This window comes from Streptococcus timonensis, assembly GCF_047463455.1.
GTDB classification, from domain to species: Bacteria; Bacillota; Bacilli; order Lactobacillales; family Streptococcaceae; genus Streptococcus; species Streptococcus timonensis_B.
Window position 1 is genome coordinate 143601 of record NZ_JASHDV010000002.1, and the last position, 16444, is coordinate 160044.

Annotated in this window: 9 protein-coding genes; 1 reads left to right on the forward strand and 8 read right to left on the reverse strand. The window is 36.2% G+C overall.

What is annotated here, in order from left to right; translation table 11 throughout:
• Positions 1–34: 34 nt before the first annotated feature.
• The 3 genes from QM847_RS03920 to mecA all read right to left on the reverse strand — a co-directional run bounded on the left by QM847_RS03920 (position 35) and on the right by mecA (position 7318).
• Positions 35–5767 carry a ZmpA/ZmpB/ZmpC family metallo-endopeptidase gene (locus QM847_RS03920; protein WP_414353968.1) on the reverse strand — a complete coding sequence of 1911 codons (5733 nt, stop codon included), beginning with the start codon at positions 5765–5767 and terminating at the stop codon, positions 35–37.
• A 1-nt stretch (position 5768) separates the two neighbouring features.
• Positions 5769–6332, reverse strand: coding sequence for a TIGR01440 family protein (locus tag QM847_RS03925; RefSeq protein ID WP_414353970.1), 564 nt, complete (start codon positions 6330–6332; stop codon positions 5769–5771).
• Positions 6333–6556: 224 nt separating this feature from the next.
• Complete coding sequence (mecA, locus tag QM847_RS03930) at positions 6557–7318, reverse strand: adaptor protein MecA (RefSeq protein ID WP_414353971.1); 762 nt, start codon at positions 7316–7318, stop codon at positions 6557–6559.
• 124 nt (positions 7319–7442) lie between these two features.
• Here mecA and QM847_RS03935 point away from each other — a divergent pair, with 124 nt between their 5' ends.
• Entirely contained in the window at positions 7443–8921 is a 1479-nt protein-coding gene (locus QM847_RS03935) for an oligosaccharide flippase family protein (protein ID WP_414353972.1), read from the forward strand.
• A gap of 50 nt (positions 8922–8971) precedes the next feature.
• Here QM847_RS03935 and QM847_RS03940 read toward each other — a convergent pair whose 3' ends face one another.
• Genes QM847_RS03940 through QM847_RS03960 form a run of 5 tightly spaced genes read right to left on the reverse strand, consistent with a single transcriptional unit; the run spans position 8972 to position 16397 of the window.
• Complete coding sequence (locus QM847_RS03940) at positions 8972–11524, reverse strand: MBL fold metallo-hydrolase (RefSeq protein WP_414353973.1); 2553 nt, start codon at positions 11522–11524, stop codon at positions 8972–8974.
• 36 nt (positions 11525–11560) lie between these two features.
• Positions 11561–12376 (reverse strand): LicD family protein, encoded by an 816-nt coding sequence (locus QM847_RS03945; RefSeq protein WP_414353974.1) that lies wholly within the window; start codon positions 12374–12376, stop codon positions 11561–11563.
• Positions 12377–12425: 49 nt separating this feature from the next.
• Positions 12426–14579 carry a LicD family protein gene (locus QM847_RS03950; RefSeq protein ID WP_414353975.1) on the reverse strand — a complete coding sequence of 718 codons (2154 nt, stop codon included), beginning with the start codon at positions 14577–14579 and terminating at the stop codon, positions 12426–12428.
• Positions 14580–14599: 20 nt separating this feature from the next.
• Positions 14600–15571, reverse strand: a complete 972-nt coding sequence (locus QM847_RS03955; protein WP_414354358.1) for a glycosyltransferase family 2 protein — start codon at positions 15569–15571, stop codon at positions 14600–14602.
• Complete coding sequence (locus tag QM847_RS03960; RefSeq protein ID WP_414353977.1) at positions 15552–16397, reverse strand: LicD family protein; 846 nt, start codon at positions 16395–16397, stop codon at positions 15552–15554. Before QM847_RS03960 ends, QM847_RS03955 begins: the two co-directional genes overlap by 20 nt.
• Positions 16398–16444 lie beyond the last annotated feature (47 nt).

Sequence of the window (16444 nt, forward strand, 5' to 3'; positions counted from 1 at the left end):
ACTCTCACCTGCTAAGCAGGTGAGAGTCCATTAATTATCTAAAAATAGAAGTTTTAAAGCTATCTGTTTGTTGAAGAAGTTTCTTAAAGAGTTTTTCTTTAAGTGATACGGTGTTATCAAATTTGACAGAGCCCTTACTTAGAGTAGCCTTATCTTTATCAACTGCTTCAGCAAATGCACGCTTCAAGTCTTCATAGCTATTGTATGTTTTACCATCGATTTCAATAGATTGAATTCCTTTTTTAGCGTTATTCACTACTTCTTCGAAGTAAGCTTTCTTCCAATCTTCGAGATTGTTAAATTTTCCATCAGAAATCTTGTTAATGATGAAGTCATCACCTAGAGTATCTTTACCAGCTTTTTTAGATTCAGCTTTTAGCATGTTAGAAGCATAGTTCAGGAAGCCTTTTTCATAGCCATAGTAACCCCAGATTCTGAAAGTATTGTGTTTGAATGACATAGCTCCAGGAGCACCTTCACTGGTATTTCCACCATAGATACCAGTCATCATCGGTACAGTAACATAAGCAGAATCAAAGTCAGATGGATTATAAACTCTGTTACCTGGGCCACGGTTGGTCATGAAGTTGTTAGTTACTAGATCATCTACTGTACGTAATGGAATAGCCTTTTCCTCATCACTCAAAGGACGTACCTTATCGAATTGATTCTTGGTATTATTTCCTCGGTATTGTTTGTCTACCTTCTTGAACCAAGCGTTGTTTAAATCTTGATTTGCCTTATCCAGGACAGCTTCTCCTTCAAGATAATCCAGAAGCATGAGGGTGTCATTATAACCCTTCATGTAACGATCAATTTCGTCACGGGACTTCAGATCATTTGGATTAGTGTTATACCATTGATTTCCATCGTTTGGACGTTCATAGGACATGTTGAGACCAAGGGCTTTGTATTCTCCATTTGGATTTGATACAGACGGAGTTTGTAACATTCCTTGAGCAAATGCTTCAAGATCTGTTCCTTCACGGTGTCTTGAGCCACCTAGATAAACCATTCGGTCATTTACGTGAGTCGTTTCGTGGGTAAAGGCAGACACACCAAAATCACTAATCATATCCGTCACCATAAAGAAGACAGAATCATCTTTATATGGATTGGCATAAACACGAGCTACAGCTCCCATGCGCCAATCAGTCGCATGGTAACGGTCGGTAGGTCCATACAATTCACGGATAGGTGCCACATCTTTACCACCATTTGTATGACCATAACGGTCGGTACTGATACCTTTATAGTTTTGGTTATCCAAAACTGGTGTTGGAACCATGTTGTTGCTCTTCAAGAGTTGATTACGGACTTTATCCAGAGATAGACGTGACCAGAAATCTAGGTAATTCTGTTGCCCTTTCGCAACCTTATCAATTTCAGCTTTGAAGGCATTACGCTCTGCTTCAGTGTTCTTACCATATTTTTCAAATGAACTATAGGCCATGGTGTTATAGGTTGAAATTAAGAACATATGGGCATCTTTTAAGTTCAAAAGTGGTAAAATCATCTTGCCATGCATATCATTATTTAAGCCTTCGTAAGCTCTATGTTTCTTATCTGCAAAATCAGGATTTGTTGTTTTTGGCTCCACGATATAGACATTATCTTTAGTTGCTTTTATGAACCAATCATTCAAGTCTGTATCTTTTGTGAAGAGTTCCATGTTATATTTGAGGAAGTCATTTAGGTTGCCAGAAAGAGTATGTTTAGCAACTACTTCACGGAAGGCATCATGTGTGCGAGTTCCTTTGACATAGTCTTCTTTTGAACCAATTTCAATCAAACGGTCTAATACATTGACGTTCTTACCATAGAAGTCTGGCTTGAACAACATGAGTTGCTTGATATTGAAATCATCAAACTTCACTCCGTAATAACGGTTCAGGTAAGATAGACCAAGAAGAACCGCTGCCTTGTTATCATCAATTTTCTTGATCAAAGCACGCTTAGCAGCCTCATCTGTGTTTAATTGATGATCTTCATTTTCAACCAATTGCTTGACAAATTTAGTAAGATTATCCTTGACTTCTTTGAAGGTTTCTTCTAGATAAAGATTCTTAATAGCATTAACTTTGTTTGGACCAGTTCTACCAAGGTGTGTGTAGATTGGATCAGATTGCAATTCTACAGGACTTAATTTTTCAACAATAGCATTGATGAGATCACTACGGTCTTTGTCAACCATGTTTGGAGTGTAAACAACTTCACCAAGTTCTGCAATACCATACTCTTTCACTTGTTTGACTTTAGAGTCTTTTGGCGTAATGCTAAAGACATCTTTTGTCTTATCTGCATAGTGGATCATAATATGATCAGCATCAGCTAATTCCGTCACAAAGGTATTGCCCTTCATGGCAGTGACAGACAATACTTCTTTAGTTAGGAGAGGACTTCCTGCAGCAAGTTTATTCCCTTGGTCGACAATCCACTCTTTATTATAGAAAGGTTGAAGTTTTGCGATATTACGGTAAGCTAGCTCACGATTCACATCATAACTATCAATTGCTTTGTATTGATCGTCTTTATTAAGACTATTATTAAGCTTGTCTTCAATAGGTTTGCTGCTGGTAAATTTATCAGCAGTGATTCCCATCGCTTCAATTTTCTTCTCGGCTTCTGCTAGTGAGATACTTGGAATTTTACGTGAATTGTTAAAGGACTTCTTGCCTTCACTCACGCCATCAACACTATAATTACGTTTGGTTCTTGAATAGGTGAAGTAGTCGTCAGCATCAATATCTGAGTGACCAAATACCATCTCTCCAGTTTTGACTTTCATCATAGTGATGTTGTCTTCAATAGTACCTAAGGCCCAGTTGGTACCCAGCAATCCACCAGACTGAACAGCTTCTTTTAGTTCGATAGAACCTTTAGCAACTGAATTTCTTAGGACTCCTTCTTTACCAACCGTGTGGTTATTAGCACCATTTTGAGATGAATAGACTAGTCCTGCAGCTTTTGCTTTATTACCAGTAATTTCAGCATCAACGTATGCTTTCTCAACAACACCCTTCCAGTTTTCACCAAGAATACCAGCTAAATAGCCTCCTCTATTGCCAGCAGCGTGAAGTTTACCGATAAAGGCGACATTACTTACTTTTCCACTACCATCAATTTTATTGATAATACCAGCTACATCATTGTTACCAACAACACTTCCGGTTACTTTGACATTTTCAATAGTTGCATTGTTTTTGATAACACCTGCGATCGGTGCTACTCGATCAACTCCAGGCATATCAATATTGACATTTTCTAGTAAGAGATTCTTAACAGAACCACCTTCAATGTTTCCAAATAATGGTCTAGTGATATTATGAATAGCAAATTTATTGCCATCAGTACTTCCCAATGAACCTTTAAAGGCATTGGTTACATAAGATTTGCCAGCAGCTGGTACATTATTAGCATTCATATTGCTACCAAGTTTAAATGTACCAGTAGGATTGGCTTGCATAGCTTTTACAAGTTCATTAAAGTCGTAGTAAACATCACCTTCGTGAGCTTTTGGCTTAGGTAAATAGTGTACATACTCTTCAGTGAAACGATTCTCTGCAGTACGTTGAATCAAATCTGGTGCTTTAGCAGTTACTTTGTATAGTTTATTTCCATCTACAGTAACTTCTTCGATTTTATCAACAGCTAGTTTCGTAACCTTGTTATCGTAAGTCGTAACTTTTAAGTAGTAAGGCTTAACATTCGATGGTTTCTCGGACAAAAGACTACTATCGGTCTCATTACCTTGGTCATCCACACTGATTAAGCTTGTTTCCTTAATATTTTTGACTTCAACTTTTTTAAGGTCGATTCTCAGTGGTTCTTCTTTAAGAACTTCTTCCTCGTCACCATTACCACGATCATACACCATAGTCGTCGCAAGTGTATAATCCTTGTAATAATCTAAATCAGCTAAAGCTGTCGCAAGATTAGACTCTGAAATAGCAAATGTCTTAATAACTTGATCGCCTTTTTTCAACACTGCTTGAATAGACTTGATAGTCACTCCATCTGGTTTTTTAAGGCTATAAGTTGCTTTTGCACTTCGATTCAATTCTTCTGTATCAACTTTTGTTAATGTCAGAGTAGGCTTTTCTAATTCCTTAGTACCTGTTTTGATAATGTGGTCTTGTACCTGTTCAACAATTTCCTCTGAAACAGTAGGGGCATCTGCAGTTTTCACACCCTTGATAGTCTTGTAGACTTTGGTAATTTTCTTCTTACCATTCTTACCTACTTGTGCGACTGTTTCAGTACCCTTGAGAAGACTAGAATCTTGCTCAGTTACCGTTTTAAAAGGAACTTCTTCAACAGAAACTTCTTCGGTTTGGCCTTCAATTGGTTTGGTTCCACGACTGATTTTTTCAGCTACAGGAGCCTTAACAACTTCCGTACTAGTGGTGATAGCTTCACCAACTTTCTCCCCATCTACAGTTTTATAGACACGATGTATGAGTTGACTACCAGCTTCACCCTTTTGAACGACACTTTCTTCGTCTGTATAGCGATTAGAATCCGATAGGTACTCAGTAGAATATGGAATTGTAACAGTTTCTGATTCAGTCACGGTTGACTCTGTCACATTGTATTCTGGCAAGCTAGGTTGAATGAGAGGTTCACCTTCGTGTCCTTCTTCCTGAGTACCTTTAGCTGTTATTTCATCTGTATAAGCTGGAAGTTCAGGTTGGATTGGTGATTCGCCTACATGACCTTCTTCCTGAGTACCTTTAGCTGTTACTTCTCCTGTATAGGCTGGGAGTTCAGGTTGGATTGGTGATTCGCCTACATGACCTTCTTCCTGAGTACCCTTGGCTGTTACTTCTCCTGTATAGGCTGGAAGTTCAGGTTGGATTGGTGATTCGCCTACATGACCTTCTTCTTGAGTGCCCTTGGCTGTACTATGCTCTGGTAGGGCTGGCGGCTCTGGTTTGACAGGGGATTCATCAATAGGAGCTTCTTCTTGGGTGCTCTCTGTTGTTTCTTCACTTGTATGAACAGGAGGTTCTGGTTGAACGAGAGATTCGCTTCCTTTAGTTTCTCCCTGTGTTGCTGTAGTTGTAGTTTCTTCGCTGTAGGTTGGAAGCTCTGTTTGAACGACGGTTTCACCTTCACGAGCTTCTTGTGTCACTTTATCTGTAATCAAGTTGTTGTCTTGATTATTTTCAGGCATAGAAACCTTCAAATCAGCTTCTTTGAAGTAACCAATGTAGTCATATCCATCAATTTGAATGACTCCGTTGGCTAAATCTTCTTGACTACAAGCAGAGATTGTTTGGTTATAAGATAAAAGAATTTGATTTTCAAAAGCTTGAATAGTCTGAGGAATGAAGTAGCTACCTCCAAGTGCACCAATAAAAAGAATACCTGCTATCTTGTTAGGTCGCTTCTTAGAGATTACTAGTACAGCTAATGAAGCTGTTGCAAAGCCAAGACCAACGAGACCTAGCTCTTTACTTCCAGTATTTGGTAGATATTGTGTATGAACTTCTTTTTTTCTATAGACAAGATAAACAACATCATCTTGTTTTAAATCAGAAGGGAGTTCCTTATGAATAAGGGCCTTTTCAGCTTCTGTCAGCTCTTGCTCTGCTAAATAGCGATAGTGTATCTGATTTGGCTCACAGAATTCATCGGCCACTACTTGGTCAACCATAAGGTTGTTAGCACCAAAAAGCAAGGCCCCAATGACAGCAGAACCAACTCCGACAGAGAACTTTCTAATAGAATATTTTAAAACCTTTTCAACTTGTTTCTTTTCCATTTTACAATTTCCTAATATAATCTTGTGGGTATTGAGCACGCGCTCCTCCAATAAGCTTGGGACGACTAGCTAGTGCAGTTACATGAGCTTGGCCAATCTCTTTCAAAATTGGTCGAATTGGCACCTGAACATGTTTGACATGCATGCCTATAGAAGTATCACCAATATCTAGACCTGCATCTGCTTTTATAAATTCGACTTCAACTGGATCTTTCATATACCGAAAGGCTGCCAATTGACCAGAACCTCCGGCATGTAATGTAGGTAGTACACTGACTATTTCCAAATGGTATTTGATGGCAACTTCTCTCTCTACTACAAGGGCTCGATTTACATGTTCACATCCTTGAACAGCAAGATGAATCCCTTTAGATGATAGGATGTCTAAAATCTTTTCGACAATTAGTTCCCCAATTTCTTGACTGGAGGCTTTTCCAATATGTCCTCCTATCACTTCACTAGAAGAAAGCCCTAAAACGAAGATAGAGCCTTCATGCAGACAAGCTTTAGCTAGTACATCCTCAAGGATTTCCTCTACCTCTCTTTGTATCCTTACTTGGTCCATAGTTCACCTCACTTACACCATTCTATGATACCGTTTTTTCAGCATTATAGCAAGATATGTGATGCAAATAAGATAACTTTCTAAAGCCTATAATGTCTGCGTATTTTGACGACAATTTTTATCTCATTTCAGCTTAATTCTTAAGGAATTTTCAGCTCTAATTATATCTAAAATATATGAGAAAATTAAAAAGCAGAGATCAGTCATTCTCTGCTTCTTTATTCTTATTGTACCTTTTGTAGCCCTTGCACGGCATCATGGTTAATTAAGATTTGACCATACTCCTGCAATACTGAACGACTCAGATCACTATCATCAGCATACTCTCTCATTCGGGCTAATAGCCAAGCAGGATATGGTTTAGGATGATTTTCAATATCTACTAGGATTGTTAAATAATATTGATTATTCATCTTATAGAGTTCCGAAGTCTCCATCTCAAAATCCACTGTCTTTGAGAAAGAGACTAAGCTTGCCAAATTGTCAAAGTGGAGAATATAGTAGATATAGGGCTCTTTAGTGGACTCTTCTTGGAAATCCGAAGCCTCCTCTACATCTCCTTCGCTTTCTTCCACTTCCTCTTCCTCTTTTTCAACCTGTTCCAAAGACTGAATAGCTTCAATGTCGTCTTTTGTTTTCTCTGCAAGAGTTTTTTCTAAAGTTTTCAAAAACTCATCTGGAGACATTTTTGACAATTCTTCCATGTCCGGAAGATCCGCCAAATCCTCAAAATCCAAATTCTGATCAATCTTAGACTTGGTCACAAAGACATCCACTTTGTCAGGCTTAGGAGTCACTCGAAAACTGAGCATTCCTGTATCCAAGAAACTGTCTGGCATCTCTAACTCATCCAAGATAGCATAAAAGAACTCTTCTGTTTTTTCTTGTGGAACAAGAAAATCTGCGATTTCCATTCCTCTATCCATCAAATCTTCTAAAGACATGGTAATTTTTAGTGTGGTATCACTGATTTGTTTCATTTTCATATCTAGTAACCTCATACTTTCAGTTCTATCTATTATACTAGATTTTAAAGATTTTATCAAAAGAATGACGTTGGAATGTGATATAATACTAGTATCTATTTTAGTATGTAAGAAAGAAAATTTCATGAAAAATATAAAAATTAATGCGTTGGCTAGCTTACTGGTCAATATTCTAAACATCGTCTTTCCCCTGATTACAAATCCTTATCTGACGCGGATTCTTAGCAAGTCGAATTACGGTTATTTCAATACTGCCAATACTTGGGCCAGTTTTATCATTCCCCTCGCTGCATTTGGAATATACAATTACGGTATTCGAGCGATCAGTAAAGTCAAGGATGATAAAAATCAGATTAACTACGTCTTTTCTAAGTTATTCTATATTTCCCTAATTACTTCTATTCTGACAACTGCAATTTACTTCCTCTTCATTCATTTTGACACCAGTATTGTCAATCTAAAAATCTTATACTATATTCTTGGAATCCAAGCCCTCTTCCAATTTCTGAATATCGAGTGGATGAATGAAGCCTATGAGAATTATTCTTTTATCCTATATAAAACACTAGTTATTCGTATAGGAATGTTAGTTGCAATCTTCGCCTTCGTTAAGTCACCTGATGATATTGTTCCTTATGCCACAATCATGAGTGCGACAACCATTATCAACTATCTACTCAGCTTTCTTTGGATTAAACGAGAGGTTTCCTTCGTAAAGATTGAATTCATCGAGCTCCTTAAAGCATCAAAACCTCTTCTCACTATGCTCCTTCTAGCAAATGCCAATATGCTCTATACTTTGCTTGATCGCATGTTCATCACTAAAGGACCTGACGAGAATTATATTTCATACTACACTATTGCTTCAAGTATTGTTATGCTAATTGCTAGCGTCCTAAGTGGAGCTATTAATGTTAGTATCCCTCGACTTGGTTATTATCTAGGAAAGAAAGATTATCAATCATATAAATATCTTGTTAACCAAGGAGCTTCTCTATTCTACTTCCTCATGATACCAACTAGTATTGGAATTATGATTCTGGGAACTTATGCTGCAGTAATCTACTCTTCCGAAAAATATATAGAAGCTGGTATCGTAACAAGTGTATTCGCGTTTCGAACAATCATCTGGGCTATTGAATTAATCCTTGGAAAACAGATTATTTTTATCAATGATCACGAAAATCGTTTAACAGCCTTTTACTTTATTGGAGGTGGAGCCAATGTGATTCTAAATTCACTTCTCCTTTTCAATAACATTTTTACTCCAGAATACTACATTGGTACAACAATTATTGCCGAAGCAATTGTAGTTCTACTTGAAATTTATTTTATTCAGAAACACAAATTATTAGAATTAAAAGAAATTTTTACAACTCTGGCTCGATATACAATCGTGTCACTAGGTTTCATTCCTATTTATTATATCTTTAAAACCATCTTCCAAGTTCATAGTTACACAGTCAATGTGAATATGCTCAGTATGGTTTTATGCACGGTAATAACCTGTGGTATTTATTACGGATTCACACTCTTTGTTTTAAAAGACAAAACCCTTCACTATGCACTCGGTTTAGCGCGTGCCAAACTTAAAAGAGGATAAAGAAAAACACCTTTAAAGGTGTTTTTCTTTATTTTTAAATCAGATAATATCTAATTTTTTTCTTCAGTTGTTTCTGATACTAGTTCTGAAGCCTGATCTTTTTCATTTACGACAGAAGAGTTTTTCTCGATATTGATCTCTTTTGTAACAGCCTGATTTGTTTCAGTGACTTTGTCCTGTTTGTGTTCATCCTTCGTCTCTTGAGTTGTTTCCTCAGATTTACTTGTTGACCAAACTCCTTCTGCATTAACCTTGTAGCCATCAGGTGTTGTGCCATTTCTTAAAAGTGAACCATCTGTTTGGAAGTAATACCATTTACCATCAAGTTGTTTCCATCCAGTCTGCATAGCTCCATTAGCATCAAAATAGTAAGTTTCATCATTTACTTTATGGATTCCTGTAGCCATCTGACCAGTTTCAGTATCAAGGTAGTACCAAAGACCATTTTCTTTGAGCCAACCTGTCTTCATTGCTCCACTATTTGTAAAGTATCTGTATGAGTCATCGAACCATTTCCAGCCTGTTTGCATGGCTCCACTCGCATTTAGATAGTAGCGAGTACCTTCGATTTCTTGTAGGCCAGTTTGCATGATACCTTCTTTATCTAGATAATACCAAAGGCCGTTTTCGTTGAACCAACCTGTTTTCATAGCTCCACTGCTTGTGAAGTAGCTATAATGATTATCGAACCACTTCCAGCCTGTTTGCATAGCTCCACTTGCATTTAGATAGTAGCGAGTGCCTTCGATTTCTTGCAGGCCAGTTTGCATAATTCCTTCTTTATCCAAATAGTACCAAAGACCATTATCTTTGAACCAACCTGTTTTCATTGCTCCACTGCTTGTGAAGTAACTATAATGATTATCGAACCATTTCCAACCTGTTTGCATGGCTCCACTTGCATTTAGATAATAGTGAGTGCCTTCGATTTCTTGCAGGCCTGTTAGCATAATTCCTTCTTTATCTAAGTAATACCAAGTATCTTTATCCTTGATCCAGCCTGTTTTCATTGCTCCGGAACTTGCAAAATAGCTCCAATGCCCTCCAATCAAGGCCCAACCTGTTTGCATAACTCCCTTATTATCAAAGTAGTAGTGTACTCCATTGATTTCCTTTTTACCAACTATGTGTTTTCCATCTTCATCAAAGTAGTACCAGTTTGATTCAATTTTTTGCCAACCAGAGCCTGTCTCATCCGTCTGTAAAGCTCCACTACTTGCAAAGAACATTTTCTTACCATTAAAGACTTGTGAGCCAGTAAGCATTTTACCATCTTTATCGAATAGGTACTTTTTACCACCTATTTCAGCTAGCTGATCATAACGTCTTGCACCATCTGATTGGATATAATACCATGCATCATCATGTTTAAACCATCCACCTGTCTGCATTTTACCATCATCGTTAAGATAGTACCAATTTCCTTCGAGATTTACACTACTATCTTTTAAATGCAGCCAACGGCTAGTTTGTTTTTGTCCTTTTCCGTTAAAGAAATAAGTTGCTCCATCAATTTCTTGCCAACCAATCGCCATTTGTCCATCTGAAAGACGATATTTCCAATATCCACCTTCCTGATACCAATTCGCATCAACTTTAGGAATATCAGGGAAAGAATTTGAGACATTAGTAAATCCTTGATTACTAATATCAAATACTGTTGCATCTTGAGTTTTGCTAGATGCACGGACAACCTGGATGTTTTTCTCTTGAAGATAATTTTTTGTCGAAGCAAGGTTGATATCTCCTCCAGTAGTTTGGATAATCATGCTTGGAGAAAGATTATCGATAAAAGCTTTAGTATTTGATATTTTGGCATCATAGTGGTGATTCCATTTCATCATGTCCACTTTTCCAATAACTGGACCTAACTTATCCTCTGCACCTTCAGCATTATCTAGGTCCCCTCCTAGGTATATTTTCTTTCCTGCGACTGTGACAACTGCAACGATTGAATTGGAGTTATCATCAAGAACTTTTTTAAGTTTCCCGTCTGGTCCATACTCATTTTTATAATTATAGAGTTGGATATCCATGTTTCCTAACTTGAAATGGCTATCCTCATCCTTTATATCTTGAATAAGAGTTACACCTTTACTTTGTGCTGCACGGAGGGCATTATCGTAATTAAACAGATTATCCCACAATCCCCAAGAGCTTGTAATTCGTTCATCAGCATATTTTTTCAGATAGAATCTATCCACCTGATAGCGACTAAGAACTTCATCCGCTGCCCCAATATGGTCGCTATGGACATGAGTTCCTAAGATAAAGTCTAATTTTTTAACTCCGACTTGGTCAAGATGACGAATTAAGCGATCTTCCAACACTTGATAATTTCTCATGGAAATTCCCCAGCGATTTGGGTATCGTGTATCAGTTCCATCAGGAAAATCGTAATCTTCTCCCATATCAATCAGAGCGTAATGCCCATTACTTTCTAGTAATATAGCATCACTTCCTGATTTAGCTTTTGTATTGATAAAGTGAATCCGATCCCCTGAACCAGTTGAAATAGTATCAGCATTAACCGATATAGACTGACTTGCTAATACGGTTAACAGTAGAGAACTACATAAAAGTGTCTTTTTTATCTTTTTCATAGCACACACATCTTTCTTAATGATTATTAAAATACTTTATTTGTCAATCCAATAATTCTTTTCATTCCCTGGTGTCTGTTGGTCAGCAGGGGGTGGAGTCATATAATCTTCACCAAACTCATAGACAAGAACCTCATGATATCTTCTAGGTACTTTTAAGATTAGATTTTCATATGGCATATCAATTGTATCATATAACCATTCTTTTTTTATACCGGCTGGATAGTAAGAGTCATAAGTTGAACAAACTAAGTCTGTAGAGTTTTCAACACTGTATTTTAAGGCAAGTTGTTCTAGCTTTTGATTCCAGAATTGAGGAGATGTAAATCTGAATATTGCTGACGCAATATATCGAGGAAGATTTTTAATCCCTCCGTTTTCGTATTTAATTCCTTTAAAGTTTAAAGACGATAGACGAATTAGTTGTTTATAGAGTTTCATTTTCTTACGATCTTGTTCATCTGTAACAAGACCATCGTACGGGAAGACATCTACACAAGTTCCAAGAACAACACTTGAATCTAAAAGATTCGAATCTCTCCGTGTTCGAATATCGTAAACACGCATATAACTATATGGATAACCTTTAGTTTCTCTGAAAGAAATCAGCTTATAGTATGGGTGATCATCATTTTTTAGAACAGCATATAACTTTTCAAATTCATCTCTAGCTAACGAAATGTCTGTATCATCATCCCAAGGAATAAAACCTTTGTGACGAACTGCTCCTAATAAAGTTCCAAAATCGATAAAATATTTGATATCATGTTTTTCACAAACTTGGTGTAAGTATTCTAGAATTCCAAGCTCAATTTGCTTGATTTCTTCAAGTCTTAAGATTCTTTCTGACATTATTTGTCACTCCTAATCTTTACTTCTTTTTTATTTTAACAAAAATCTATTACTTCCCTATAATCTTCCACAATTTGAAATCATGGTGAGATACTCTCTGCTCAACTGGAGGTAACTGCATGTAATCTCCATAATCTGAAGTTAGAATTTCATGATAATGTTTTGGAATCATAAATTCCTTACCTTCAAAGCTACCACTTTCAACTTGTTCTACCCATTTACGTTTCCAAACAGGCTTATTCATATCTTTATAAATAACATAGTCTACAAGTTCATAATCTTCTACTTTTCTAGATTTAGCAAGCTCATCAATTTGGGCAACATACTTATTTGTGTTAGTGAAATAAAAGATAATAACAGAAATATAGCGGATAATTGAATTTACTACACTTTTAGTATTCGTAATTCCTTTGAAAGTGTAACAACTTAATTGACGCTTTTTAATAATCTTAGTCATCTTATCTTTAAATGCCTGATCATCTTCATACCCGTCAACAGGGAAAATATCAACATAAATTCCCATGTCTGAATCAATTCGAACATCTTCTTCTACCAAATAGGTATGATTATCTTGAACTTTCATGAATGGATAGACATAGTTGACATTATTTTTATAAGACATTAATTCATAGCGCTCGTCTGGATGTGCAATCATATAATCTTGCAGCTTTTCGTAATCATCACGAAGCATACAAATATCCATGTCATCATCCCAAGGAATAAAACCTTTATGACGAACAGCCCCAATTAAACTACCATAGGACAAGAAGTATTGGACACCAATTTTATGACACACGTCATGGATATACTCCATGATTCCTAACTCCATTTGTTGAATTTCAGAAATATCTGTTACTTCCACGTAACGGATATTTTTTTCTTTCTCACAAATCATTAGACCATATCCTACCACTAACCAGAAAATGATGTTGATGAAGTTAGTCGAATACATAATTTGACTTTCAAACAGCTGACCAAATAAAATTCCAAAGAATAGAATCATAATCAGTTTTTCACTATTTTTCTTTGATTTAACCAAATAAGAAACAAATCGGAAACCAACATAAGCAACGATAAGTACGAAAGAAATTAGACCCAAGAATCCAGAACTCACAAAAATAGTAACAAAGATATTGTGGAAATTACCGCCAATAAGCGAGTTTTCAATTTCAAATTTACTAAAATACTTTGTATAATAATCTGAAACGTTTCGAACACCATAACCAAATAGAGGTCTAGCACTTCCCATTTTGATTGCGTTTTTCCAAATGTAAGTTCGCCCACTTGGAGTCGTTTCAATCAAGTGAAGTTCTCCATTTTTCTTAGCAACATCCGAATCAGTTTCAGAATAAGATTCACCTTTTTCTAAATCTATCACAGTAGCTTTGGCAGCCGAAATATAAACAGAAGTGGCATAACTTATTCCAATGTTTGCACCCGTGAATAGTAAGGCAGCCACTAGAAAAGTGACCCACTTTTTAACAAGATTTCCTCTGGTTACAAAAAGACAATACATACCAAGCATCAGTATGACAGATAAGAGAGCTCCTCTACTCTGCATAGTTGCAAAATAAACTAACTGAATGACATTATTAATTTTAAGATAAACAGAGTATTTGCTTCCCTTATGAATTAAATACATAGCAAAAACTATACTAATGTATGAGAAAATTGCACTAGCATTTGGGTTGACAAATCCCCATAATCGTCCATTCATTACTCCGTAATAATAAGAATTCTCTCCAATTTGAAATAAAATTAAGACTCTTGAAAGTAATAAAATAAAAGCAAATATAGCCGAAGTAAAAGAGACAATCTGTATGGTTCCTGCAATCATACCTAGTAACTTCCTTAGCTGATCAGGTTTTACCATGGTAAATAATAAAACATAAGCCAGCATAAAGAAAATTTCAACCATATTTCCAAGCAGGTGCCCAGAACGATTAATGAGCGCTGATAAAAAGTGGCTACCTACTAAAAGACCAAATAGGGTAAGAAACTTTTTATCTATCTCTATTCGTTTCCAATTAAAAAATAAAGTTAAACAAATTGACAGAACAACGATTGCTGAAAGTCCCTTATAGACAGGGTTGGTTACTTTATAAATTAACGAACTCATACTTAAAATCGAAATGAAAACAAAAAGATACGATATCCATAGTTTTGATTTTTCAAAGCATTCATTCATTTTTGAAAAATTCATTTTCAACTCCTTTAATGACATTATTTATTCAAGCCTACAATTTGTCTATAAATCCATGGAGAAATTCTTAGTGACAAAATGGCTATTTTCCGAAAACTAGTAAAATAAGGATCTCTCAATATTTCTGAGATATGACTAAGTATCCACTTTCTCAATTGAGTTTTCTCTTTTTTATATTCTGTCGAATCTGTGAAGATTATTTTATCGTAGACTGTAATATAAGACCAAGATTCTCTATTTACTAATTCGGGTTTCAATTGAGGGAAACATTGATAAACTTTAGGAATAATAATTTTATATACTTCTATAGTATCAAAAACATGACTATTCACAGATGTAGTTGCGCTTCCCTCTCTATGGTCATAATAGTATATTGGTTTATCTATAAAAACACTATTACATTTTGTTTCAAGTAAAACTTCTGTTAAGAATAGAGCATCTTCTGCTAAATGATAATCTGTACTGAATCTAAAATTTTCGATCAATTGCTTATTAAATAATTTTGCAACAGGGAAAAAAGAAGTTCGAGTAGTCATCAATAATTCTTTCATGGTTTGCTCAGCAGACCATATTGACTCTTGACCTGAAAATTCAGGCAAATCTGTTATCTGACCATTTTTTACATGATGCACACGAGCAACTGAGAAACCAACAGAAATATCTGATCTTACTGCGCTTATTAAAGTTTCCAAGTAATCTGGCGTAATATAATCATCACTATCAATAAAAGTAATCCATTCTCCAGTTGAGTTTTTGATACCTACATTTCTAGCATTGGAGACTCCAGCATTCTCAAGATGAAAAACCTTGATATTCTCATTTTTAGAAGCCAGTTGATCACATAAGTCACCACTCTTATCTGTCGAACCATCATTTATAAGGAGCAATTCAAAATTGGTATAAGTCTGTGTCAGAATTGACTCTACACAGCGTTCCAAATAAGCTTCTACATTATAAACTGGAACAATGATACTAATTTTTTCTTGCATTATATTCTCCCATATATTCTCTATAACTCTTATCCATATCAGCGATTACAGCATCATGATGAGGTACTTGCTTGTCAGCTGGTGGCGGTGTCATGTAGTCACCAAAAGCAATGCTAAGATAAGCATCATAACCAACAGGAATAGGCATTTCTGTTCCTTCGAATGGTAGGAATATGTTGTCTTCAAAGGCCTGAATTGGATATTTGTTTTTCATATAGCCAGGGCCTGAACATAATTCTGTAATGCCATCACTTTCAGAAAGTCCATACTTGGTCATTTCTTTCTCAGCTTTTTTCCAGATTTGGTATCTTAGAGATTTGGGTGTCATACCAAGTAAAATTGCACTTCCCCATTTCATGAGAGCTCCATGCTTTTCTGGAATGGTTTGTGCACAAAATAGAGAATAAATCAAAGCCCAACAGACCTGTTTCTTACGCTCTGCTGGATTTTTAGGGTAATAGTCCAGAGGTAAAACGTCCAAAGCTAAGCCGTGAGGTAAATCCAAATCTTTCTGATATGGTTTGATACAAGTCGTTTCCTTATCTCTAATGGTAATGAAAAGATTGCGGTCAACATAATCTTTACTACTCTTTGATAGGAAATAACGCTGATCAGCATAAATAGGCCACAACTCTGCTAATTTTTCATAATCCTTACGTGGCATAAAAAAATCTAAATCATCGTCCCAAGGAATGAATCCCTTATGACGTAAAGCACCGATAGCACCTCCGCCACACAAATAACAGAGCAAATCATGCTCCTTACAAAAGGCGACAAAATATTCAGCCATTTCTAAACTACGATCCTGAATAGCCTTTAAATCACTCATCTCTTTCCGGTCCTCTTCTATAGAATGGTATCATTTTATTATACCAT